The following is a 22,230-nucleotide window of genomic DNA, read 5'->3' on the forward strand; positions in this document are numbered from 1 at the left end:
CGATGAGCGACTCCCCCGTCACCTGGGACGACGCCGCCGACGGCGTCCTGAGGGTCACCCTCGCCCGGCCGCCCGCCAACGCGCTCGGACCACCGCTGATCGAGGGCCTCGACGCGGCCCTCGACGCGGCCGCCGCGCGCGGGACCCGCGTGCTCGTCCTGACCTCGGCGATCCCCGGCTTCTTCGTCGCGGGCGCCGACATCAAGCACCTCGGCGCCGTCGACGCCGCCTCGTTCACGGCGTACGGCGACCGTCTGCGCGCCGTCGTGGAGCGGCTGGCCGCCGCCGACCTCGTCAGCATCGCCGCGATCGAGGGCGTGGCCCTGGGCGGCGGGCTGGAGCTGGCGATGGCCGCGACGATGCGCGTGGCCGGCGCCGACGCGCGCTGCGGTCTCCCGGAGGCGCGGCTCGGTCTGATCCCGGGCGCGGGGGGCACCCAGCGGCTGCCGCGGCTCGTCGGCCGGGGCCGGGCGATCGACATCATGGCCACCGCCCGGCAGGTGCCCGCCGCCGAGGCCGCCGCGATCGGGCTGGTGGACCGGCTGGTCGAGGCGGGAGCGGCGTGCGACGCCGCGCTGGAGCTCGCGGGCACGCTGGCGGCGTCGTCGCGCCCTGCGCTCGCGGCGGTCGTCCGGACCGTCGACGCCGCGTCCGACCGGCCCCTGGCCGAGGGACTGCGCTACGAGGTGGCGCAGATCCAGGAGCTGTTCGAGCACGGCGAGGCCACCGAGGGGATCACGGCGTTCCTCGAGAAGCGCCCCCCGGAGTTCGCCCGATGAGCGGCCACGCCCGTCTCGGCCTGACGATCTTCGCCGGGGGCCGCGGCCGGGAGCGGTTCCGGCGGGCCGGCGACCTCGCCCGCCGGGCGGAGGCCGCCGGGCTCGGCGCGGTGTGGACCGGCGAGCTCTACAGCCGCTCGGCCACGATCCCGATGGCCGCGCTCGGACTCGCGACCGAGCGCGTCACGGTCGGCTCGAACATCGCCTACGGGGTGGGACGCGCGCCGATGGTGTGGGCCGTCGAGGCCCGCGACCTCGACGAGCTCACCGAGGGCCGCCTCGTGCTCGGCCTCGGCAACGGCACCAGCGGGATGATGGAGAACTGGCTGTCCACCGACGGCGCGTCGCCGGCCGTCCGGATGGAGGAGCTGGTCACCGTGCTGCGGGCCCTGTGGCGGCTGCACGAGGGGCCGGTGCACCACGACGGCCGGTTCTACCGCGTGCACCTCGCCCCGCCGGCCACGGTCGCGCCGCCGTTCCGCGAGCACCTCCCGATCTGGACCGCCGGCGTCGGCCCGGCGATGGTGCGCGTCGCGGGACGGGTCGCCGACGGTCTCGTCGGCCACCCGATGATGACGCCGGCGTACGTCGAGGAGGTCCTGCGCCCGGAGCTCGCGCGGGGCGCCGAGCAGGCAGGCCGCTCGCTCGACGGGTTCGTCGTCAAGGGCATGCGGATGTGCGCGGTCGACGACGACGTCGAGGCCGCCCGGTGGCGGATCGCCGTCGCGATCGCCCAGTACGCCGCCTCGCGGGTCTACGACCGCCTGTTCGCGATCCACGGGTGGGAGGCCGCCCAGCAGCGCATCCGCGCCGCCGCGAAGGACGGCGACCCGCAGGCGATGGCGGCCGCGGTGCCCGACGAGGCGATCGACACGATCGCCGTCGCGTGCCGGCCCGCCGAGCTGCCGGCACTCGTCGCCCGGCACGCCGCCCCCTTCGACCACCTCGACCTCTGCGCCCCGCCGTGGGGGCTGGACGACGACCAGCTCGAGGACGCCACGGGACGGATCGTCGACGCCCTGACGCCCGCCCTGGCGGGGGCGTCGTGACGCCGACGACGCTGCGCCTCGACCGCCCGCGCGAGGGCGTCGTCGTGCTGACCCTCGACCGCCCGGACCGCCTCAACGCGATGACCGCGACGATGTTCGCCGAGCTCGAGGAGACGGCGCGCGCGTTGGACCGGGAGGACGGCCTGCGGGCCGTCGTGGTCACCGGCGCCGGCCGCGCGTTCTGCGCCGGCTACGACCTCGCCGACGCCGCGGAGCTACCGACCCTCGGCGCGCTCGGCATGCTCGACCTGCAGGAGCGGGCCGCGCGCGCCCTCGTGGCCGTGCGGGGCATGCGGCTGCCGGTCATCGCCGCGGTCAACGGCGCGGCCGCGGGCGGCGGCCTGGCGCTCGCCCTGGCGGCCGACATCCGGCTCGGCGCGCCCACCGCCCGGTTCAACGCCGCCTTCGTGACGATCGGGCTCTCCGCGGGCGACCTCGGCACGTCGTGGCTGCTGCCGCGCCTGGTCGGCCCGGCGGTGGCCGCCGAGCTCGTCTTCACCGGGCGCACCGTGGAGTCCGCCGAGGCGGAACGGACGGGGCTGGTCAACCGCGTCGTCCCGGCCGAGGAGCTGCTCGACGCGGCGCTGGACCTCGCCGGGCAGATCGCCGCCAACTCGCCCGGCGGCGTCATGCTGTCCAAGCGCGCGCTGCAGGCGAACGCGGAGATCCCCTCCTACGCCGCGGCGCTCGAGCTGGAGAACCGCGGCCAGGCGCTGCTCACCCGCACCGAGGACATGGCCGAGGCGCTCGCCGCGATGCGCGAACGCCGCCCCCCGACGTTCGTCGGCGACTGACGCTAGCCGCGCTGGGCCTTGCTCGCCGCCGAGGCCGCCGTGCTCCTCTCCCGCGCCTCGGCCCAGTCCTCGGCGCTCATCGCGGTGAGGCCGGCGAACGTGCCGGGGCCGGCGAGCATCTGCCCGCCGTCCATCGCGATCGTCTGGCCGGTGAGGTAGTCGCACGCGTCGGAGAGCAGGAACATCGTGAGGTTCGCCAGCTCGGCGACGGTGCCGGCGCGGCCCATCGGGATCCGGTCGGTCTGGGTCGCGCCGACCGAGCTCTGGTCGGTGGGGTTGAGCATCTCCCAGGCGCAGTCGGTGGGGATCGGGCCCGGCGCGACGGCGTTGAGACGGATCCCGTACCGGGCCCACTCCACCGCCAGCGACATGGTCATCGAGTGCACCGCGGCCTTGGCCATCGCCGAGGGCGTCACGAACGCCGACCCCGTCCACACCCACGTCGTCAGCGTCGACAGGACCGCGCCCGGGAGCCCCGCCGCGATCCACCGACGGCCGGCGGCGTGGGTGGTGTGGAAGCTGCCCTTCATCACCGTCGAGGTGACCGCCTCGAGCGCCCGCGGGCTCAGCGACTCGGTCGGCGCGATGAAGTTGGCCGCGGCGTTGTTGAGCACGCCGGTGAGCGGTCCGTGCGCGTCCCACAGCGCGCCCATCGCCGCGTCGATGCCGTCGCCGTCGCGGACGTCGACGGTCTGGGTGTGCACCGACCCGGGCCGCGACGCCGACGCCTCGTCGGCGGCCTCCGCGAGCACCGCGGCCCGCCGGCCCCACAGGTGCACCTCCGCGCCGTGCGCGACGAGGTGACCCGCGACGCCGCGGCCGAGCCCGGTGCCGCCCCCGGTGACGAGGATGCGCGCACCGGCGAGCAGGTCCGGCCGGAAGGGGCTGGTCACAGGCCCAGGCTCCGGCTGATGATCTCGCGCTGGATCTCGTTGGTGCCGCCGTAGATCGGCGGCGCGAGCGCGGCGCGGACCTGGCGCTCCATCCCGTACTCGCGGGCGTAGCCGTAACCGCCCATCATCTGCATCGCCTCGAGCGCGACGTGCTTGGCGGTCTCGGTGGCGCGCACCTTGACCATCGAGCTGTCGCGGGCGAGGTCGCCCTCCTCGCCGGCGTCGATGCGGTCGGCGACGTCGTAGAGGAACGCGCGGCCGACGGCGACGTCGGTGGCGAGGTCGGCGATGCGGTGGCGGATCGCCTGGAAGCTGCCGATCGTGCGCCCGAACTGCTCGCGGCGGGTCACGTAGGCGAGCAGGTCGTCCAGCGACCGTTCCGCGGCACCGACCTGCATCGCCGCGATGATCACGCGTTCGACGCCGAGCCCGCGCATGAGCTGCTTCCAGGCGTTGCCGGCGGTGCCGACCACGGCCGACGCCGGCACCCGCACGCCGGTGAAGAAGAGGTCGTTGACGACCCGGGCGCCCATCGTGTCGATGCCGCGGATCTCCAGGCCCGGGGCGTCGCCGGGCACCGTGAGCAGCGTCAGCCCGTCGTGCTTGCCGCCCGTGGTGTCGGTGCGTGTCAGCACGAGGACGTGCTGCGCCAGGTGGGCCGCGGAGGTCCAGGTCTTCTGGCCGTCGATGACGTACTCGTCGCCCTCGAGGCGGGCCCGCAGCCGCGCCGAGCCGAGGTCCGACCCGGCGTCCGGCTCGGACAGCGCGATCGCCTCGATGCCCCCGGCGCACAGCGTCTCCACGACCGTGCGCCGCTGGTCGGCGTCACCCCAGTGCAGGTAGGTCTGGGCCGCGGTGAGGCCGGTGCAGTAGGCGTCGATCATCGCCTGGCCGCGGGAGGCCTCCTCGATGAAGAGGGTCTCGTCGACGAACGACCCGCCGACCCCGCCGTCTTCGGCCGGCAGCGAGATGCCGAGCCAGCCGAGCTCGCCGAACCGCCGCAGCAGGTCGGGACTGTTGTGGTCGGTGCCGCCCGCGGTGAGCGCGTCGCGCTGGGCCGCGGTGCCGCACTCGCGCGCGCAGAACGCCCGGATCTCGCGGGCGAACCCCTGCTGTTCGGCGCTGAACCGCACGGTCGCCTCAGTGCGTGCGGTAGGACGCGAACTGCGGCTCGCGCTTCTCGTTGAACGCCGTGATGCCCTCCTGGGCCTCGGCGGTCTCGCCGAAGAGCTTCAGCGTCGTGTAGGCCATGGTGCCGATGCCGATCATGTGCTCGGTGTCGGTGTTGAACGACTGCTTGAGCACCTTCAGCGCCGTCGGCGAGTAGGACAGCATCGTGTCGGCGTACCGGCGGACCTCGTCGCGGAGATCGGCGGCGGGCACCACCCGGTTGACCAGCCCCCAGTCCAGCGCCTCCTGCGCGGACAGGCGCCGCAGCATGAACCAGATCTCCCGCGCGCGCTTCTCGCCCACCACGCGGGCGAGGTAGGCCGAGCCCAGGCCGGCGTCGAACGAGCCCACCCGCGGCCCGTTCTGGCCGAACGTCGCCGTGTCGGCGGCGATGCTCAGGTCGGTGATCACGTGCAGCACGTGGCCCCCGCCGATGGCGACGCCGTTCACCGCGGCGACGACCGGCTTGGGGACGTCGCGGATCACCCGGTGCAGGGCCTCCACCTCGAACAGGCCGGTCTCCGACGGCCCGTAATCCCCGGTCTCCATGCGCTGCTTCTGGTCGCCGCCGGCGCAGAACGCCTTCTCCCCGGCCCCCGTCAGGGCCACGACGCCGACCTCGTCGTCGGCCCAGGCGAGCTTGAACGCGAACACCAGCTCGTCGACGGTGCGCGCGCGGAACGCGTTGAACCGGTCCGGCCGGTTGATCGTGATCCACGCGAGGCCGTTCTCGACCTCGTAGATGACGTCGGTGAACTCCTCGGGCTTCATCGGACCTCTTCCCGCCGCGGCTCGTTTTGGCCAGACCTTTGTACCATTGAACAGCGGTTGGCGGGACCCGGTTCAGGCGACGTCGAGGCGACCGCGGTCGAGGACGACGTCGTCGCCGCAGGTCGTGCGGAAGTGCGCCGCGCCGCCGTCGGACCAGATCGCGACCGTCAGCTCGTCGCCCGGCAGCACGGGCCGGGTGAAGCGCGCGGTCATGCCCGTGACGCGGTCGGGGTCGTTGCCGGCGACGGTGCACATCACCGCGCGGGCGGCGAGGCCGTAGGTGCACATGCCGTGCAGGATCGGGCGGGTGAAGCCGCCGCGGGCGGCGAACGCCGGGTCGGTGTGCAGCGGGTTGCGGTCGCCGGTCAGGCGGTAGAGGAGCGCCTGCTCGGGCCGGGTGGCGACGGTGACGACATGGTCCGGGGCGCGCTCGGGGATCGCCGACGGCGCGCTCTCGCCGCGCGGGCCGCCGAACCCGCCCTCGCCGCCGAGGAACACCGACTGCACCGAGGTCACCAGCGGCGCCCCCGTCGCGGCGTCGACCGCGTCGGCCTGCGTGCGCACGATCGCGCCGCGCCCCTTGTCCTCGACCGCGGTGACCGTGGCGGCGACCCGTGCGCGGCCCGCCACCGGCAGCGGGGCGTGCAGGAGGAACGTCTGCTCGGCGTGCACGAGCTGGGTGCGGTCCACCTCGCCGAGGTCGACCGTCGCCGCGCGCGTGATGATGTTCGCGAACGTCGGCAGCACCTTCAGCGGCGCGCCCTCCGTGTTCTCCGTCGTGAACGCGAGGTCCTCGAGCGGATCGCCCTGCCCTGCCCCGACCGCCAGGGCGTAGAGCATCACGTCGTCCGCCGTCCACGAGAACTCCGCCGCGTCGCTGCGCGTGCCGACCAGGTCCGGCCTCAGTGCCATGGGCAGCAGGTTACGAAGCGCCGAGAACGTCGGCGATCCCGGACCGCGCCCCCGGGAAGCCGGTCATCCGGTACCAGGACAGCTCCCGGTCGCGCTGGCGGCGGGCGACGGCGGCCACGAGGTCGTGCGCGCGCCCGCGGGTCGCGGGGTCCTGCACCGCCGCGGCGTGGGCCCGGGCGACGATGTCCTTGAGCAGGCGGTTCTGCTCGGCGACGTCGGCGAGCGGCACGGCGACGTCCGCGGGGGAGGGCGCCGGGCGGTCGAGCACCGTCCGCGCCTCCGCGTCGTCGGACGCCAGCTCGCGGACCACCGCGCGGTACTCGGCGTTCTCGGTGACCTGGTAGCGGTACTCGTGCTCGTGGGTGTCGGTGAGCCAGTCGAGCGTCGCCATCATCAGCAGGGCCTGTTCCCGGGCGAAGCCGGCGTCGTCGCGCAGGGCCGGGACGACGGTCTCCTCGAGCCGCACGCGCATCGCGCGCAGCTGCTGGGTGACGGTGGGGATCACGACGCACGCTCCTCGGCCAGGAGGTCGGTGAGCTCGCCGAGGAACTGCGCGCCCAGGCCGGAGATGAAGTCGTACATGACGTCCAGCTGGGTCATCCGGGCCGCCGCGTTGCGGGGCCCGGTGCCCACGAGGGAGACCACGGCCCAGTAGAGGTTGTAGACGACGTAGTACTCGAGGCGGGCGGGGTCGACGGTCAGCCCGGACAGACGCTCGTACTCGGCGACGAACGTCGCGGTGTCGGGGAGCCCGGAGTTGCGAAAGACCCCGGCGTCGTCCTCGTGCCCCCAGGCGCGCAGCATCGCGTAGGCGAGGTCGGCGTGGCGGTCGCCCAGCCAGCAGAGCTCCCAGTCGATCACCGCCTGGATCCGCCCCGTGTCCTCGTCGAACAGGAAGTTGCCGTTGCGGTAGTCGCCGTGCAGGAACGACACGTGGTCGACGACGGGCCGGTGCTCCCAGAGCCACTGCTGCGTGAGCATCACGGTCGGGTGCGCCTCGAGCGCGTCCTCGGCCCACACGCGGTCCCAGAACGCGAGGCGCCGGTCGATCGCGTCGGTGGTCCCCGGACGCGGGACGTCGAAGGCCGACAGGTCGGCGCCGGACCAGTCGAAGGCGTGCAGGGCGGCCAGGTGCCCGACGAACTGCGGCACCAGCAGGTCGCGCAGCCGCGGCCCGTACACGGTGCCCAGGCCCGTCGCGAGGGGGACCGCGTCGGTCGGCGCCGTGACGCCGGGGACGAGGTCGCTGATCAGGGCCGGCGCACCGAAGTGGGCCGGGTCGGTCGTGAGCCAGTGGACGCCCGGGACGGGCAGGACGTCCCGGGTCGCCGCCATGGCCTGGAACTCGCGCTCGGCGCTGGTGGGGCAGATCGCGCCGGGCACCTTGATCCGCAGCACGAGGTCCTCGGAGGTCCCTCCGCGGGTGAGGACGAAGCGGTGGCACTCGTTCGCCCCGCCGCCCGACATCCGCTCGACCGCACCGAGGGTGAACGCGCCGCCGATGTGCGCGGCGAGGAAGGCCTCCAGCCGCCCGGCGACGTCGTCGCGTGCCGGCGCCTCGGTGACCGCGCCCTCGCGGATGCGGGCCCGGCGCTCGAGGAGGCGGTCCAGGCCGGCCTCGGGGGCCGTCGACGGTGGTGGGGCGGTGCGCGTCACGGCGGATCACCTGCTTCTCGTCGTCGGGCCCACGGCGGCCCGACCTGCGGGAAGACGGTAGTGACGAGTCGCAGGTCGTCAAGCCGCCGAGTGGCCGACCTTCGAATGGTCAGTCCGAACCTTGTGGGCTGAGTCGCACTCAGTTAGCGTCGGGCAGAGAGGACGCCGTCGGACCGCGAGGAGGGGTCATGTCCGTCGATCCGGACACCGCGCGCGAGGCGCTCGCCGCGCTGTGCGCGGTCGCCGACGACCCGGACGCGTACGTCGTACGGTGGAAGGAGCGGACCGGCGGCCGGGCCATCGGGGTGTTCCCGATGAACTTCCCGTCCGAGATCGCCGCGGCGGGCGGCGCGCTGCCAGTGGTCATCCAGGAGAACCGCGAGCCGGACAGCCTCGGCCGCAACCTGCTGGCGGAGTTCTACTGCGGCTACACCCGCAACCTCGCCGACCAGGCGGCGAAGGGCACGCTGGACATCTACGACGCCTTCTTCCAGGCCGACCACTGCACCCAGCTGCTCGGCGCGGTCGACGTGGTGCGGGCCGAGGTGCCCGACGCGCCGGTGTTCTTCGGGCAGCTCCCGACGTCGATGTCCGACAGCTGGGCCGGCGAGCGGGCGCTGGCGACCATGCGGTCGTTCGTCGAGGAGATGGGGCGCTTCGCCGGGACCCCGGTCACCGCGGCGGCCCTGGCCGACGCCATCGCGGTGCACAACGAGAACCGGCGGCTGCTCCGCGAGGTCTACGCCGCGCGGCGGGCCGGGAACGCCGCGCTGTCGTCCCCGGAGATGCAGGTGCTGGTGAAGTCCAGCATGGTGATGGACACGCGGGAGCACACCGCGCTGCTGCGGGAGGTCGTCGCCGGCCTCGCCGCCCGGCCGCGGGACGACCGGGTCCGTCTGTACCTGTCCGGTCACCTCTCGCACGCGCCGCGGCCCGAGCTCCTGGCGGCGATCGAGGAGTGCGGCGCGATCGTCGTCGACGACGACCTGTTCACCGGTGGCCGCCACATCTCCACCGACGTGCCCGAGGACGGCGATCCGGTCGCGGCGCTGGCCGACTGGTACCTCCGCCGGGACGCGGTCGCCCCGTGCCCGACGCTGGTCAAGCACGAGACCGACTGGGAGGAGCGGCTGGTCGAGGCCGTCGACGCCTCGGGCGCCGAGGGCGTCGTCGTGCTGATGGTCCGCTTCTGCGAACCGCACATGCTCTATTACCCCGAGCTGCGCAAGCGCCTGAACGAGCGCGACATCCCGCACCTGCTGATCGAGACCGAGCACGAGGGCCTGCCGGTCGAGACCGTGCAGACCCGCGTCGAGGCGCTCCTGGAGCGCATCCGCCGCAACGCGCCCCTGGAGGCGATCCGATGACCGCGCCGACGAGCAGCGACGCCGCCGACAAGCTCAACCGCCTCGCGATCAACAAGGCCGGCGGCCGGATGGTCGCCGACTACTGGGAGGACGTCTTCCTCGCGCGCGAGCGGGGCCAGAAGGTGGTCTGGTACAACGGCTCCGCCCTCAACCCGATCTTCCAGGCCGCCGGGATGGCGTGGTGCCACGGCGAGGCGTTCTCCGCCCGGCTCGCGGCGCAGCACCTGGAGGGGCCCGCCCAGCTCGCGGGCTCCGAGTACGGTTACGTCGGCGAGCTGTGCTCCTACGCGCGCACCCACCTCGGCTGCGCGGTCCTGTCCCAGGAGCGCTCGGCGGGCGCGGGCAACGGCCCGGGGATGGTGGGGCTGCCGGAGCAGCAGGAGCTCGCGAGCCGCCTGCCGACGCCCGACGTCTTCGTCAACGCGTACGCCGGGTGCAGCACCGGCCAGCAGTGGGACGACATCTCCTTCCGCGTGTTCGGCAAGGACGTGCCGATCTTCAACGTCTCGATGCCCTACCTGTGGAGCAACCGGCCCGGCGAGGGCTACATGGCCGGCGAGGAGTGGGAGCAGTCGTCCCGCTACGTGTCCGACCAGCTGCACGAGCTGGTGCCGTTCCTCGAGTCGATCACCGGGCAGCCGTTCGACTGGGCCGCCTACCGGCAGAACATGGCCTACATCAAGCAGGCCTCGGAGCTGCGCCAGAAGGCCATGAAGCTCTGCCGGCACACGCCCGCGCCGGCGACGTTCTGGGACTGGATCGGCAACGTCGCCCACATCAACTTCCTGCCGGCGAACCAGCAGCTGGTCGACTTCTTCGCCGGCGTGCTGGCCGAGGTCGAGCAGCGCGTCGCCGACGGGGTCGCAGCCGTCCGCGACGAGCGCTACCGCGTGTACTTCGACGGCTTCATGAACTGGAACCACCTCGGGCTGCTCTCGCGGAAGTTCGCCGCCCACGACGTCGCCGTGGTCGCCGGGCGCTACACCCACCACGCGTTCTGGCAGGAGCCCCAGCTCCTCGACCCCGAGGCGGCCGACCCGTTCCTCGGGCAGGCCCAGAACAACCTCCTCTGCCCGATGAACCACGCCACGCGGACGACCACCGACCTCGTGCTGCGCGACTGCGACTTCTACGACGTCGACGGCATCGTGTTCCACTCCACCCGCACGTGCCGCGCCTTCACCAACCCGCAGCGGCTCATGGCCAAGGCCGCGCAGGAGAAGCGCGGCCTGGCGACGATGTTCTTCGAGGGCGACATCGCCGACGCGTCCTTCTACAAGGACGAGGTCCTCGAGAGCCGCCTCGCGGCGGTGCTCGAGGGGATCGACGTGCGGCGGGCGCGGGGGTGACCGCGCCGTGACCCACTTCCTGGGCGTCGACCTCGGCTCCACCACGGCCAAGGTCGTGATCCTGGACGCCGCGGGGGAGATGCGGGCCGCCGAGGTCGTGCAGATGGGCGCGGTCAGCCGGGCGGGGTGCGCGCAGGCGATGGAGACGGCCCTGGGCGCGGCGGGGATCCCCCGCGACGAGGTCGCCGCGGCCGTCGCCACCGGCTACGGCCGCCGCCTCGTCCCGGGCGTCGACCGCTCCTTCACCGAGATCACCTGCCATGCACGCGGCGCGGCGGCGATGTGCCCGGGCGTGCGGCTCGTCGTGGACATCGGCGGCCAGGACAGCAAGGCCATCGCGGTCGACGGCGATGGCATCGTCGAGAACTTCGCGATGAACGACCGCTGCGCGAGCGGCACCGGCCGGTTCTTCGAGGTCCTCGCCCGGGCCGTCGAGTGCGACCTCGACGAGCTGGCGGGCCTCGCCCTGGCCGGGCGGAAGGAGCTGGAGGTCTCGAGCATGTGCGCGACCTTCGCCGAGACCGAGCTCATCTCGCTGCTGGCCCAGGGGGAGGACCGCGAGGACATCGCGGCCTCGGTGCACCGCGCCGTCGCCACCCGGACGGTCGGGCTCGTCGCCCAGGTCGGGCGGCGCGCGCCGGTCGTCATGACCGGCGGCGTCGCGCGCAACACCGCGGCGGTGCACTTCCTCGCCGAGGCGCTGCACGAGGAGATCACCGTGCCGTCCTCGCCGCAGATCACCGGCGCCTACGGGGCCGCGCTGCTGGCCCGGGACGGCGCGGGGCGCGGCGCGCGCGGGGCGGGGGAGACCATCGCCGACGCCCGGGAGCCTGCGCGCTCGTGCGCGACGTGCGAGGTGGCCGCGGCGATGCCGGGACGGGTGCCGTGAGCGCCGTCGTCATCGTCGGCGGCACCTCCGGGGTCGGCCTGGCGTGCAGCCAGCGTTTCGCGGCGGCGGGCGACGCGCTCGTGCTGGTCGGGCGCGACGCCGAGCGGGGGGCGAAGGCGCTGACCGCGGTCCGCGCCGCCGCGGCGGGCGCCGAGGTGCACTACGTGGCCGGCGACGCGAACGACCCCGCGCAGGCGACCGCAGCCGCGACGGCTGCGGCCGAGCTCCTCGGCGGCGTCGACGTGCTGGTGAACTCGACGACGGCGACGTACGTGCCGGCGCTGCTGCGCGACATGCCCATCGAGGACGTGGCCGGCACGCTCACCGGCCAGGCGCTGGGGCCGATGCACATGTGCCGCGCGCTGCTGCCCGCCCTGGTCGCGCGGGGCGGCGGCTCGATCGTCAACGTCGCCTCCGACGCCGCCAAGGTGCCGACCCCGGGCGAGACCGTGATCGGCGCGGCGATGGCCGCCATCGTCACGTTCACCCGCACGCTCGCCGTCGAGGCCAAGCGCCAGGGGATCCGCGTCAACGCCGTGACGCCGTCTCTCATCGAGGGCACCGCGACCGGCGAGCGGGTGATGAGCGACGGCTTCTCGAAGAAGCTGTTCGAGAAGGCGCGCGCGCAGGCGCACCTCGGCCCGACCGGGCCGGACGACCTGGCGGGTCTGGTCGCGTTCCTGGCCGGTCCGGACGCCGCGCTGATCACCGGCCAGGTGATCAGCGTCAACGGGGGGATCTCGGTCGCATGACGCGCACGGGGACCCGGCTGCGGCCGGACGAGCGGACCGCCGAGCTGGTCTCGGCCGCCCGCGAGCTGCTGGGCGAGGTCGGCTACGAACGCTTCCTCCCGGCCGAGGTGGCCCGGCGCTGCGGAGTTTCGGAGGCCACGGTCTACCGCTACTTCCCGACGCGGCACGCCCTGCTCGTGCGCGTCGCCCAGCAGTGGTTCGACGAGATCCTCGACGCCCTCGACCCCGGCGTCGTCGTCCACGACGGCACCGAGGAGCAGCTGCGCTACGTCGTGCGCTACGCCGTCGAGGTCGTGCGCCGGGAGCCGACACTCACCCGCTACATCCTCAACGAGCTGCGTCCCGACCCCGAGTTCCGGGCCACCAGCATCTTCCGGTCCAACCGGCGCTTCACGGGGATCGTCAGCCAGGTGCTGCGCGACGCCGTGGCCCGCGGCGACCTGCGCGACGACGTGGGGATCGACCTCCTGCGCGACATGGTCTTCGGCGGCATCGAGCACCAGGCCTGGGCCTACCTGCGCGGCGAGGGCGAGTTCTCGACCGACCGCACCACCGACGGCATCACGACGGTCATCTACCGCGGCATGGCCGCGCACCCGAGCCACCCGAGCCACCCGAGCTGACGAAGGGGTCCGCCCTCATGCGCACCGAGTCCTACTGGCCCGCGGAGGCGGGCGAGGGCAACGAGATCAGGGACGTCACCGTCTGCGAGACTATCCGGCACGCAGCCGCGACCGTCCCGGACCGGGTGGCGCTCGTCGACTGCGTGGCCGACCCCGCGGCACGCCGGCAGTGGACCTACGCCGAGTTCCTCACCGACATCGAGCGCGCGGCGCGGGCCCTGCTGGCGCGGTTCGCGTCCGGCGACCGGATCGGGATCTGGGCGCCGAACAGCGCCGACTGGATCGTGCTGCAGCAGGGCGCCGCGATGGCCGGCATGGTCGTGGTGGCGCTCAACCCGGCCTACCGCGCCCGCGAGCTCGCGTTCGTCCTGCGCCAGTCGGGCACGGTCGGCCTGTTCTGCGTCGACTCCTACCGCGACTTCGGCATGCGCGCGCTCGTCGACGAGCTGCGGCCCGACCTCCCCGCGCTGCGCGAGGTGTTCTCGTTCGCGGCGTGGGACGCGTTCCTCGACTCCGGCGACCCGGCCACCGTGCTGCCGGAGCTCGCCCCCACCGACCTGCTCCAGCTCCAGTACACCTCGGGCACCACCGGCTTCCCCAAGGGCGCGATGCTGCACCACAAGGGCCTGGTCAACGAGGCGACGTTCGTGGCCGAACGGGCCGCGTTCGGCGACGGCGGGGTCTACGTCAACGCCATGCCGATGTTCCACATCGGCGGCGGCGCCGTGACGTCGTTCGGCGCGTGGGCGAAGCGGGGGACCTTCGTCATCCTCCCCGGCTTCGATCCCGGGCTCGTCCTCGAGGCGTTCGAGACCTACCGGGGGACGCACGCCCTGCTCGTCCCCACGATGCTGATCACGATCCTCGACCACCCGGACCGCGCGCACCGCGACCTCTCCAGCGTGCAGACCGTCCTGTCCGGGGCGGCGGCCGTGCCCGCCGCCCTCGTGCGCCGCACCGTCGAGCAGCTGGGCTGCGGGTTCAGCATCCTGTTCGGGCAGACCGAGACCCACGGCGTCATCAGCCAGACGCGGGTCACCGACGAGCCCGAGGACCAGGCGGGCACGGTCGGCCAGCCGCTGCCACGGCTCGAGGTCACGATCCGCGACATCGTGACCGGCGAGCCCGTGCCGGTGGGGGAGCAGGGCGAGATCTGCTGCCGCGGCTACCAGAACATGCTCGGCTACTACGACCGGCCCGAGGAGACCGCGGCGACGGTCGACGCCGACGGGTGGCTGCACATGGGCGACGTCGGGGACATGGACGAGCGCGGCTACCTGCGGGTCACCGGCCGGATCAAGGACATGATCGTCCGCGGTGGCATGAACCTGTACCCCGCCGAGATCGAGGGTGTCCTCACCGACCACCCGGCGATCGAGACCGCCGCCGTCATCGGCGTCCCGGACGACACCTGGGGCGAGCAGGTGGGCACCGTCCTGCGGGTCCGTGCCGGCCACGAGCGGCCCTCGGTCGACGAGCTGACCGCCTTCCTGCGCCGCACCCTCGCGCCGCACAAGGCGCCGGTGTTCTGGGCGTTCCGCGACGAGCTGCCGATGACCCCGAGCGGGAAGATCCAGAAGTTCCTGCTGCGGGAGGAGGTCGTCAAGGGGCTGCTGACGTTCGACGAGGTCCGGCCCACCACGGCGCCCGGCGCGGCGGACCAGACCGTCATCGCCTGACGGGCTAGCCGTGACCGTCCTGGACCCGCTCGAGGTCGCCGGCGTGCAGGGCGAGCAGCTTGGTCATCGCCTCGGCGTCGCGGTCGCGGATCGCCGCGGTCATGCCCTCGTGGATCGCCAGGGCGTGGGCGACCATCTCGTCGCGGGGCTCGACGAACGTGGCGCGCACGATCCCGGCGCGCAGCAGCGCGAGCACGGTCTCGTAGAGCCCGACGGCGACGGTGAGGCTGGTCGCGTGGGCGACCGCGGCGTGGAAGGCGACCGTGGCCCGCATGTAGGCGGCGGCGTCCCCCGCGTGGGTCCGCATGTCGTGGACGGCCGACTCCAGGGCGCGGACGTCGTTGGGCCCGGCGCGGTCGACGGCCACCGCGGCGAAGGCGTCGTCGAAGAACGTGCGGGCCGCGAAGAGCTCGCGCGGGTCCGGGACCGCGGCCGAGAACCACAGGTCGATGGCGCCGAGGCGGACCTGGGCCGGCTGCGCGGCGACGAAGACCCCGCCCGAGGGTCCCGGGCGCACCGTCACCAGACCGCGGTCGCGCAGCAGGCCCAGCGCCTCGTTCATCACCGAAGGGCTGACGCCGTGGCGCTCGATGAGCTCGGTGCGCAGGCCGAGGCGGTCGCCGGTGGCGGCGCCCCGTGCGGCGATGTCCTCCTGCACGGCCTCCGCCACGGCCTCCGCGCGGGAGCGCCCGCGGCGGACCTCCGGCTCGCTCATGGCCGCTTCCTGGACAACATGCACGCACATTAGCGCGTCTCACGCCGCGCTTGGTCGTGTGACGGGCCATCTCTTGCCAATCTTCATGAAGGTTTCGTACGTTGTCCCGGTCACAGCGCAGCGCGGCGAGGAGGCCAGGCATGGAGACCGTCGCCGGCCTCGTCGACGTGCACACCCACGCGATCGCGCCCGACCTGGCGCCGCCGGCGGCGCGCGAGGGGCACGACTGGGCGTGGGTGGCGCGCGAGGACGAGCACACCGCCGCCGTCCACGTCGGCGACCGGCGGTACCGGATGATCGACGCGCGCTGCTGGTCGCCGTCGGCGCGGCTGCGGGACATGGACGCCGAGGGCGTCGCGGTCCAGGTCGTCTCGCCGGTCCCCGTCACGCTCGACCACACCGCGCCCGCGGCCGGGGCGCTCGAGCAGGCCCGCGCCCAGAACGCGTTCTTCGCCGCACTGGTCGCCGAGGCGCCGGACCGCTTCCGGGCGCTCGGCGCCGTCCCGCTGCAGGACGTCGACGCCGCCGTCGGCGAGCTGCGCCGCTGCGTGCTCGACCTGGGTTTCGCCGGCGTCGAGATCGGGGGGCGGGTCGGGGCCCTCGAGCTCGCCGACCCGCAGCTCGCGCCGTTCTTCGACGCCGCCGACGAGCTCGGTGCGGTGGTGTTCGTCCACCCCGTCGACGAGGTGCTCGACCCGCGTCTCGCGCGCGCCGGGCTCGCCTTCGGCGTCGGCATGCCGTGCGAGACCGCGACCGCCGCGGCGTCGCTGCTCACCGCGGGCACGCTCGCCGACCGCCCGGGCGTGCGGCTCTGCCTCGCCCACGGCGGGGGTGCGCTGCCGTCGATCCTGCCGCGCGTCGCCCACGGCCAGACCCTCGCCGGCGCTCCCGCCACCGCGCTCGACCGCGCGCGCGACCTCTGGTGCGACTCGCTGACCTACGACCCCGCGAGCCTGGAGCTCGCCGTCGCGCGGTTCGGCGCCGACCACGTCGTGCTGGGCACCGACTACCCCTTCGCCGCGCGCGAGCAGCCCCCCGGTGCCGTCCTCACCGACGCGCGGCGCCCGGCGATCGGCGTCGACAACCCGCGCACCCTGCTGACCCCGTCCCTCACGGAGACCCGATGACAGCCACCACCCCTGCTCTCGCCGACGGGCGGGACGCTGACGTCCGCGGCGTGCGGACCCACTACCACGACGCGGGCACCGGTGACCCCGTCCTGTTCCTGCACGGGTCGGGCCCCGGGGTCTCGGGCTGGGCGAACTGGCGGCTCAACCTCCCGGTGCTCGCCGAGCGGTTCCGGGTCGTCGCGCCCGACATCGTGGGCTTCGGCAGCACCGAGCGGCCCGACGACGTGCGCTACTCGCTGCGGAGCTGGACCGACCACGTCTGGGACGTCGCGGACACCCTCGGCCTCGAGCGCTTCTCGATCGTCGGCAACTCCCTCGGCGGGCGCATCGCTCTCGAGATGGCGCACGAGCGTCCCGGGCGCGTCGCCCGCATGGTGCTCATGGGCTCGCCGGGGGTCGGCATGACGGTCACCGAGGGTCTGAGGGCGCTGCGGGCCTACACGCCGTCGCCCGGGAACATGCGCGACCTGCTGAGGACCTACTTCGCGGTGGACCCGGACCTCATCACCGACGACCTCGTGCGGATCCGCTACGAGGCCAGCGCCGCGCCCGGCGTGCACGAGGCCTACACCGCGATGTTCCACGATCCCCGGCACGACGGCGGCAACCTCGGGATCACCGAGGAGCAGGTCCGCGCCACCGCCGTCCCCTCGCTGCTGGTCCACGGCCGCGAGGACCGGGTCGTGCCGGCCGACGTGTCCTGGACGATGGTCAACCTGCTGCCCGACGCCGACCTGCGCGTGTTCGCCCGCTGCGGGCACTGGACCCAGATCGAGCGCGCCGACGAGTTCAACACCACCGTCGCCGACTTCCTCGGGAGGGCGTCGTGACCCTGCTGAACGACCGACCCACCGACCTCGCCGGCACCGGATCCCGGCTGGTCGTGGAGGAGACCGAGAGCTTCCGGGTGCACCGCGACTCGATGGTCTCCCCGGCGATCCTCTCGGAGGAGCACGCGAAGATCTTCGACCACAACTGGCTCTACGTGGGCCACGAGTCGGAGATCGCGCAACCCGGCGACTACGTGCGGCGGCGCGTCGGCGGCCGGCCCCTGTTCATGGTGCGCGGGGTGAAGAGCGGCGACGTCAACGTCTTCCACAACTCCTGCACCCACCGCGGCGCCGTCGTGTGCCGGCAGGACCAGGGCAACGCGAAGGTCTTCCAGTGCTTCTACCACGCCTGGACCTTCGACTCGGAGGGCAAGCTCGCCGGCGTTCCCGACCGTGAGGCCTACGGCGGGACGCTGGACTGGGAACGGCTCGGGCTGAAGTCGGTGGCCCGGGTGGAGAGCTACCGCGGGTTCGTCTTCTGCTGCTTCGACCCGGACGTCGTCGGGCTCGTCGAGTACCTCGCCGGCGCGAAGGACTACCTCGACCTGATCATCGACGCCGCCCCGGCCGACATGGAGATCGTCCGAGGCACCAACCACTACGGGATGGACGCCAACTGGAAGCTGCTGGTCGAGAACTCGATCGACGGCTACCACGCGGTCTCCACCCACGACACGTACTTCAAGTACCTGGTGGCCCTCGGCACGGACCTCTCCGTCGGGGTGAAGGGCACCGCGCACGACCTCGGCAACGGGCACGCCGTGCTCGAGTACGAGGCGCCGTGGGGGCGCCCGGTCGCGAAGTGGGAGCCGCTGTTCGGGGACGACGCGAAGCCGTCGATCGACGGGCTGCGGGCCGGGCTGGTCGAGCGGTTCGGCGAGGAGCGCGCGCACCGGATGGCCGACCTCAACCGCAACATGCTGATCTACCCGAACCTCGTCGTGAACGACATCATGGCGCTGACCGTCCGCACCTTCATGCCGACCGCGCCCGGCCACATGGAGATCACGGCCTGGGAGATGGCCCCGCGCGAGGAGCAGCCGGACGTCCGGCAGCGCCGCCTCGACAGCTTCCTGACCTTCCTCGGCCCGGGCGGGTTCGCGACCCCCGACGACATCGAGGCCCTCGAGTCCTGCCAGCAGGGCTTCACCAGCGGCGGCGTCGAGTGGAACGACATCTCGCGCGGCATGGCCCGCGAGCCCCAGGCCAACGACGAGGCGCAGATGCGCGCGTTCTGGCGGCGCTGGCGCCACGACATGGACCAGCCGTGAGCGCCCCGGCGGAGGTGCGCAGGCCGACCCGCGCCGAGGTCGAGGACCTGCTGTTCGAAGAGGCCGAGCTGCTCGACGCGTGGGACCTCGACACCTGGCTGACGCTCTACACCGAGGACGCGCACTACGTCATCCCGGCAACCGACGCCCCGGACGGCGACCCGACCACCGACCTGGTGCTCGTCGACGACGACCGCCTGCGGATGCGCCTGCGGGTCGACCGGCTCAACAGCCGGAAGGCCCACCGCGAGTACCCCCACTCCGCATGCCGCCACCTGGTCACGAACGTGCGTGTGGGCGAGCCCGTCGACGGCGAGATCCCGGTCCGGGCGTCGTTCATCGTGTGGCGCTCGCGCAACGGCAAGGAGTCGACCTGGGTCGGCGGCTACACCTACCGGCTCGTCGCCGTGGCGGGCGAGCTCCGGATCCGCAGCAAGCGCGTCGAGCTCGACATGTCCTCGCTGCGCCCGGCCAACGACGTGGCGATCATCCTGTGAGCGCGCTCGCGGGACGGGTGGCGGTGGTGACCGGGGGCGCCACCGGGATCGGTCACGCGATCACCCGCCGTCTCGCCGCGGACGGCGCCGCGGTCGTCGTGGCCGGGCTCGGCAAGGAGGAGGTGGACGCGGCCGTCGCCGGGCTCACGACACCGGCGATCGGCGTCGCCGGCGACCTCGCCGCGCCGGGCGTCGCCGACCGGCTGCGCGACCAGGCCGTCGAGGCGTTCGGCGCGGTGGACGTGCTGGTGAACAACGCCGGGGGAGGCGTCATCCGCCCGACCCTCGAGCACACCGAGGAGACCCTGCAGGCCACGATCGACAACAATCTGTGGACCACCCTGCGCTGCTGCCTCGCGTTCCTGCCCGCGATGCGGGCCCGCGGCTACGGGCGGATCGTGAACATCGGCGCCGAGTCGGTGCGCAACGGCCTCACCGACCACGCGGTCTACAACGCCGCGAAGGGCGGGGTGCACGCGCTGGCCACCGGCCTGGCCCGCGAGTTCGCCGGCGACGGCATCACCGTCAACACCGTCGCGCCGTCCTACACCCGCACCGACGCCCTCGACGCGGCGTTCGCCGCCGGCCGCCTGCCCGAGCGTCTGCGGACCGTCGTCGACGACGCGGTGCGGCTGATCCCGCAGGGCCGGCCCGCCGAGGTCGACGAGATCGCCGCCGCGGTGGCCTACCTGGCGCGCGAGGACTCCCGGTTCGTCACCGGACAGACGCTGTCGGTCAACGGCGGCAGCAGCATGAGCTAGCGAGGGAGGACCCGATGAGCGACCTGCTGGGCCTCGGCCTGACGCACTACCCGCTGCTCGGCGGGCGCGACGACATGATGGCGGTGCTGCTGCGCGGCACGCTCACGGATCCCGACATCCCGGCCGCGGAGAAGGACCCGGCGCACTGGCCGGACCTGATGCGCCGGGAGTGGGGCGACGACGAGGGCCGCGCCACCGCGCCCGGCCACCGCCAGGCCCTCGTCGAAGGTCTGGCCCGGTGCCGTGAACGGCTCGACGCGTTCGCCCCCGACGTGCTCGTCGTGTGGGGCGACGACCAGTACGAGAACTTCCGCGAGGAGGTCGTCCCCCCGTTCTGCGTGCTCGCCTACGACGACATCGACGTGCACCCGTTCTCGCTGATGAACTCCTACGGCAACCCGAACGCCTGGGGCCGCCCCGACGACATGACGTTCACGCTCCACGGCAACAAGCAGTGGTGCCGGCGGCTGACGAACGAGCTGATCGCCGACGGGATCGACATGGCGTACTCGTACCGCAAGCGCGAGGGCGCCCACTTCCCGCACGCCATCGCCAACACCCAGCTCTTCCTCGACTACGACCACGCGGGCACGCAGTTCCCGTACCCGATCATCCCGATCACGGTGAACTGCTACGGCCAGCACGCGATCGCCCGCCGGGGCGGGCTCGCGCGGTTCGCCGACATCGCGACCGAGGAGCTCGACCCCGTCGGGCCCACGCCGGCGCGGTGCATGGAGCTCGGCGCCGCCGTCGCCCGGGCGATGCGCGGCTGGGGCAAGCGCGTCGCGTTCGTCGCCTCGTCGAGCTGGTCGCACGCCTTCCTCAACGACAAGGACTGGCATCTGCGCCCCGACACCGCCTCGGACCGCGAGCTCTACGCGGCCTTCGTCGCCGGCGACCGCGAGCGGTGGCGGCGCACCACCGGCGCCGAGATCGTCCGCGACGGGCAGCACGAGATGCTGAACTGGTTCTGCCTGGTCGGCGCGATGGACGAGCTCGGCCTCGACCTGCGGTGGTCGGAGATGGTCGAGACCGACGTCTTCAACTCGAACAAGGTCTTCGCGATCTTCGACGCGTGACCGCAGGGGTCAGGGCCGGACCGCCACCGCGTCGGCGGCGGCCCGGGACAGGGCCTCCACGAGGTCGATCCCGTCCGCCTCGCTGGCCTGCTGCCCGACCATCGCGGCCAGGACGACCGGGTGGCCGGCGACGGTCACGATGCCGACCGACCCGGTGACCCACCGGCCGTCGTCGCTGTCGACCGACATCCACCCGTTCTTCAGGGCCGTGGTCGTCCCGGGGTCGGCGGCGGCGCTGACGCCCCAGCGCTGGTCGTCGACGACGTGCGTCATGAGGTCGTGCGCGAGCGCGCGGGAGTCCGCGTCGAGCGGCGAGGGTCCGGTCAGCGCCGCGAGCAGCGCGAGCTGGTCGGAGGCCGGCGTCGTCGTGCTGCCCCAGTGGTCGACGAGGTGGGTGTCGCGCAGGCCGAGGCGCTGGTTGACGGCGTCGATGGCGGGCACGCCGCCGACGCCCTCCCACAGGGCCGAGGCGGCCTCGTTGTCGCTCTGCTGCATCATCCGCGTGGCCAGGTCCATGGTCGCGGCGGGGATCGGTTCGCCGGACTCCTGGTGCTGGAGCAGCAGGGTCTCGAGCACGTCGAGCTTGACGACGCTGGCGGTCGGGACCGGGTTGTCGGGGGCGTAGCCGAACGTTCGGCCGGTCACGGTGTCGACGGCGGCGACCGAGACGTGCCCGACGGCGCGCGCCGGCACCAGGGCGTCGATCCGCGCGGTCGCCTCGCGTGCGACCTCGGCCGGATCGGCCGGTCGGGCCGCGGCCGGCGGCGCGACCGTCACCGGGACGGGCAGGGCCGCGGGCGGCGGGGTCGGGATCGGGGCCGGGGTCGACCAGGGGTGCAGCTCGCCGGTCGCCGTCGCCACAACAGCACCGAGCACGAGCGTGAGCAGGACCGCCCGGCGTCGCCCGCGCCGCCGGGGCTTCGGCGCCGTCGGGACGACCGGCGCGGGTGTGGCCCGCGGGACGGTCAGGAGCTCGGCGGGGACCAGCGTCCGCGGGACCGTCGGCCGGTCCATCGGCGACGGCGCGGTGGTCCGCGCGAGCTCGGGGCCGCCTCGGACGGGCCGGCGGACGGGCCGGCGCGCGGGCCGACGACGGATCTTCTTCCGCGGCAGGACGGTCACCGCCTCGGGGCCGCCCCAGCCGTCCCCGTCGTCGTGCAGGTCCGGCTCGTCGCCGAACAGCGTCGCCGTCAGCCCCCCGTCCAGCGTGTCCGTCCCCACGATCGCCCCACCGCCTCCTGCCTGACACCGGCCCGCCGGTGCC

Annotated in this window: 23 protein-coding genes; 15 read left to right on the forward strand and 8 right to left on the reverse strand. The window is 73.7% G+C overall.

The window, feature by feature from the left end:
• Positions 1 to 2 precede the first annotated feature (2 nt).
• The 3 genes from QSK03_RS21635 to QSK03_RS21645 are packed head-to-tail and all read left to right on the forward strand — an operon-like array spanning position 3 to position 2,622.
• The gene (locus QSK03_RS21635) at positions 3 to 779 is read left to right on the forward strand and encodes an enoyl-CoA hydratase/isomerase family protein (protein WP_285656527.1); all 777 of its coding nucleotides are present in this window, start codon (positions 3 to 5) and stop codon (positions 777 to 779) included.
• Positions 776 to 1,828, forward strand: coding sequence for an LLM class flavin-dependent oxidoreductase (locus QSK03_RS21640; RefSeq protein ID WP_285656528.1), 1,053 nt, complete (start codon positions 776 to 778; stop codon positions 1,826 to 1,828). The genes QSK03_RS21635 and QSK03_RS21640 overlap by 4 nt, the downstream gene beginning before the upstream one ends.
• Positions 1,825 to 2,622: an enoyl-CoA hydratase/isomerase family protein gene (locus QSK03_RS21645; RefSeq protein WP_285656529.1), complete on the forward strand. Its 798-nt coding sequence runs from the start codon at positions 1,825 to 1,827 to the stop codon at positions 2,620 to 2,622. The genes QSK03_RS21640 and QSK03_RS21645 overlap by 4 nt, the downstream gene beginning before the upstream one ends.
• Before the next feature lie 2 nt (positions 2,623 to 2,624).
• Here QSK03_RS21645 and QSK03_RS21650 read toward each other — a convergent pair whose 3' ends face one another.
• From QSK03_RS21650 to QSK03_RS21675, 6 genes are all read right to left on the reverse strand, one after another.
• Positions 2,625 to 3,515: an SDR family oxidoreductase gene (locus QSK03_RS21650; protein WP_285656531.1), complete on the reverse strand. Its 891-nt coding sequence runs from the start codon at positions 3,513 to 3,515 to the stop codon at positions 2,625 to 2,627.
• Positions 3,512 to 4,648, reverse strand: a complete 1,137-nt coding sequence (locus QSK03_RS21655) for an acyl-CoA dehydrogenase family protein (RefSeq protein ID WP_285656533.1) — start codon at positions 4,646 to 4,648, stop codon at positions 3,512 to 3,514. The genes QSK03_RS21650 and QSK03_RS21655 overlap by 4 nt, the downstream gene beginning before the upstream one ends.
• 7 nt (positions 4,649 to 4,655) lie before the next feature.
• Positions 4,656 to 5,456 carry an enoyl-CoA hydratase-related protein gene (locus QSK03_RS21660; RefSeq protein ID WP_285656534.1) on the reverse strand — a complete coding sequence of 267 codons (801 nt, stop codon included), beginning with the start codon at positions 5,454 to 5,456 and terminating at the stop codon, positions 4,656 to 4,658.
• Between the two features lie 72 nt (positions 5,457 to 5,528).
• Positions 5,529 to 6,368: a MaoC family dehydratase gene (locus tag QSK03_RS21665; protein WP_285656536.1), complete on the reverse strand. Its 840-nt coding sequence runs from the start codon at positions 6,366 to 6,368 to the stop codon at positions 5,529 to 5,531.
• 10 nt (positions 6,369 to 6,378) lie between these two features.
• Positions 6,379 to 6,873: a hypothetical protein gene (locus QSK03_RS21670; protein WP_285656538.1), complete on the reverse strand. Its 495-nt coding sequence runs from the start codon at positions 6,871 to 6,873 to the stop codon at positions 6,379 to 6,381.
• Entirely contained in the window at positions 6,870 to 8,024 is a 1,155-nt protein-coding gene (locus tag QSK03_RS21675) for a phosphotransferase family protein (RefSeq protein WP_285656540.1), read from the reverse strand. The genes QSK03_RS21670 and QSK03_RS21675 overlap by 4 nt, the downstream gene beginning before the upstream one ends.
• Before the next feature lie 188 nt (positions 8,025 to 8,212).
• Between QSK03_RS21675 and QSK03_RS21680 the strand changes: the two genes are divergently transcribed.
• From QSK03_RS21680 to QSK03_RS21705, 6 genes are read left to right on the forward strand one after another with little or no spacing between them, the layout of a single operon-like run.
• Positions 8,213 to 9,391, forward strand: a complete 1,179-nt coding sequence (locus tag QSK03_RS21680; RefSeq protein ID WP_285656542.1) for a 2-hydroxyacyl-CoA dehydratase subunit D — start codon at positions 8,213 to 8,215, stop codon at positions 9,389 to 9,391.
• Positions 9,388 to 10,740 carry a 2-hydroxyacyl-CoA dehydratase subunit D gene (locus tag QSK03_RS21685; protein ID WP_285656544.1) on the forward strand — a complete coding sequence of 451 codons (1,353 nt, stop codon included), beginning with the start codon at positions 9,388 to 9,390 and terminating at the stop codon, positions 10,738 to 10,740. The genes QSK03_RS21680 and QSK03_RS21685 overlap by 4 nt, the downstream gene beginning before the upstream one ends.
• Positions 10,741 to 10,747: 7 nt before the next feature.
• A complete protein-coding gene (locus tag QSK03_RS21690) occupies positions 10,748 to 11,629 on the forward strand; it encodes an acyl-CoA dehydratase activase (RefSeq protein ID WP_285656548.1) in 882 nt (293 codons plus the stop codon).
• Positions 11,626 to 12,381: an SDR family NAD(P)-dependent oxidoreductase gene (locus QSK03_RS21695; RefSeq protein ID WP_285656550.1), complete on the forward strand. Its 756-nt coding sequence runs from the start codon at positions 11,626 to 11,628 to the stop codon at positions 12,379 to 12,381. Before QSK03_RS21690 ends, QSK03_RS21695 begins: the two co-directional genes overlap by 4 nt.
• Positions 12,378 to 13,004 (forward strand): TetR/AcrR family transcriptional regulator, encoded by a 627-nt coding sequence (locus QSK03_RS21700; RefSeq protein WP_285656553.1) that lies wholly within the window; start codon positions 12,378 to 12,380, stop codon positions 13,002 to 13,004. The genes QSK03_RS21695 and QSK03_RS21700 overlap by 4 nt, the downstream gene beginning before the upstream one ends.
• A gap of 17 nt (positions 13,005 to 13,021) precedes the next feature.
• Positions 13,022 to 14,683: an AMP-binding protein gene (locus QSK03_RS21705; protein WP_285656555.1), complete on the forward strand. Its 1,662-nt coding sequence runs from the start codon at positions 13,022 to 13,024 to the stop codon at positions 14,681 to 14,683.
• Positions 14,684 to 14,687: 4 nt separating this feature from the next.
• Here the strand turns inward: QSK03_RS21705 and QSK03_RS21710 are convergent, their stop codons facing one another.
• Entirely contained in the window at positions 14,688 to 15,398 is a 711-nt protein-coding gene (locus QSK03_RS21710; RefSeq protein WP_285656558.1) for a FadR/GntR family transcriptional regulator, read from the reverse strand.
• A 140-nt stretch (positions 15,399 to 15,538) separates the two neighbouring features.
• On the opposite strand from QSK03_RS21710, the gene QSK03_RS21715 reads away from it, so the two are divergent.
• The 6 genes from QSK03_RS21715 to QSK03_RS21740 are packed head-to-tail and all read left to right on the forward strand — an operon-like array spanning position 15,539 to position 20,966.
• The gene (locus QSK03_RS21715; RefSeq protein WP_285656561.1) at positions 15,539 to 16,525 is read left to right on the forward strand and encodes an amidohydrolase family protein; all 987 of its coding nucleotides are present in this window, start codon (positions 15,539 to 15,541) and stop codon (positions 16,523 to 16,525) included.
• On the forward strand, positions 16,522 to 17,358 hold the full coding sequence (locus QSK03_RS21720) for an alpha/beta fold hydrolase (protein ID WP_285656564.1): 837 nt from the start codon (positions 16,522 to 16,524) through the stop codon (positions 17,356 to 17,358). Before QSK03_RS21715 ends, QSK03_RS21720 begins: the two co-directional genes overlap by 4 nt.
• Complete coding sequence (locus tag QSK03_RS21725) at positions 17,355 to 18,629, forward strand: aromatic ring-hydroxylating oxygenase subunit alpha (RefSeq protein ID WP_285656567.1); 1,275 nt, start codon at positions 17,355 to 17,357, stop codon at positions 18,627 to 18,629. Before QSK03_RS21720 ends, QSK03_RS21725 begins: the two co-directional genes overlap by 4 nt.
• Complete coding sequence (locus QSK03_RS21730; RefSeq protein ID WP_285656569.1) at positions 18,626 to 19,126, forward strand: aromatic-ring-hydroxylating dioxygenase subunit beta; 501 nt, start codon at positions 18,626 to 18,628, stop codon at positions 19,124 to 19,126. Before QSK03_RS21725 ends, QSK03_RS21730 begins: the two co-directional genes overlap by 4 nt.
• Positions 19,123 to 19,887 carry an SDR family NAD(P)-dependent oxidoreductase gene (locus QSK03_RS21735; protein ID WP_285656572.1) on the forward strand — a complete coding sequence of 255 codons (765 nt, stop codon included), beginning with the start codon at positions 19,123 to 19,125 and terminating at the stop codon, positions 19,885 to 19,887. The genes QSK03_RS21730 and QSK03_RS21735 overlap by 4 nt, the downstream gene beginning before the upstream one ends.
• 14 nt (positions 19,888 to 19,901) lie before the next feature.
• On the forward strand, positions 19,902 to 20,966 hold the full coding sequence (locus tag QSK03_RS21740) for a DODA-type extradiol aromatic ring-opening family dioxygenase (RefSeq protein ID WP_285656575.1): 1,065 nt from the start codon (positions 19,902 to 19,904) through the stop codon (positions 20,964 to 20,966).
• A gap of 9 nt (positions 20,967 to 20,975) precedes the next feature.
• Here the strand turns inward: QSK03_RS21740 and QSK03_RS21745 are convergent, their stop codons facing one another.
• Entirely contained in the window at positions 20,976 to 22,187 is a 1,212-nt protein-coding gene (locus tag QSK03_RS21745; RefSeq protein ID WP_285656577.1) for a serine hydrolase, read from the reverse strand.
• Positions 22,188 to 22,230: the final 43 nt, after the last annotated feature.

The sequence above is a fragment of the Actinomycetospora sp. NBRC 106375 genome (assembly GCF_030269665.1).
Lineage (GTDB): Bacteria > Actinomycetota > Actinomycetes > Mycobacteriales > Pseudonocardiaceae > Actinomycetospora.

Coding starts and splice junctions, on each gene's coding strand:
- QSK03_RS21740 (WP_285656575.1), top strand. CDS start 19,902: ATGAGCGACCTGCTGGGCCTCGGCCTGACGCACTACCCGCTGCTCGGC.
- QSK03_RS21680 (WP_285656542.1), top strand. CDS start 8,213: ATGTCCGTCGATCCGGACACCGCGCGCGAGGCGCTCGCCGCGCTGTGC.
- QSK03_RS21720 (WP_285656564.1), top strand. CDS start 16,522: ATGACAGCCACCACCCCTGCTCTCGCCGACGGGCGGGACGCTGACGTC.
- QSK03_RS21710 (WP_285656558.1), bottom strand. CDS start 15,398: ATGAGCGAGCCGGAGGTCCGCCGCGGGCGCTCCCGCGCGGAGGCCGTG.
- QSK03_RS21700 (WP_285656553.1), top strand. CDS start 12,378: ATGACGCGCACGGGGACCCGGCTGCGGCCGGACGAGCGGACCGCCGAG.
- QSK03_RS21685 (WP_285656544.1), top strand. CDS start 9,388: ATGACCGCGCCGACGAGCAGCGACGCCGCCGACAAGCTCAACCGCCTC.
- QSK03_RS21665 (WP_285656536.1), bottom strand. CDS start 6,368: ATGGCACTGAGGCCGGACCTGGTCGGCACGCGCAGCGACGCGGCGGAG.
- QSK03_RS21705 (WP_285656555.1), top strand. CDS start 13,022: ATGCGCACCGAGTCCTACTGGCCCGCGGAGGCGGGCGAGGGCAACGAG.
- QSK03_RS21640 (WP_285656528.1), top strand. CDS start 776: ATGAGCGGCCACGCCCGTCTCGGCCTGACGATCTTCGCCGGGGGCCGC.
- QSK03_RS21660 (WP_285656534.1), bottom strand. CDS start 5,456: ATGAAGCCCGAGGAGTTCACCGACGTCATCTACGAGGTCGAGAACGGC.
- QSK03_RS21715 (WP_285656561.1), top strand. CDS start 15,539: ATGGAGACCGTCGCCGGCCTCGTCGACGTGCACACCCACGCGATCGCG.
- QSK03_RS21635 (WP_285656527.1), top strand. CDS start 3: ATGAGCGACTCCCCCGTCACCTGGGACGACGCCGCCGACGGCGTCCTG.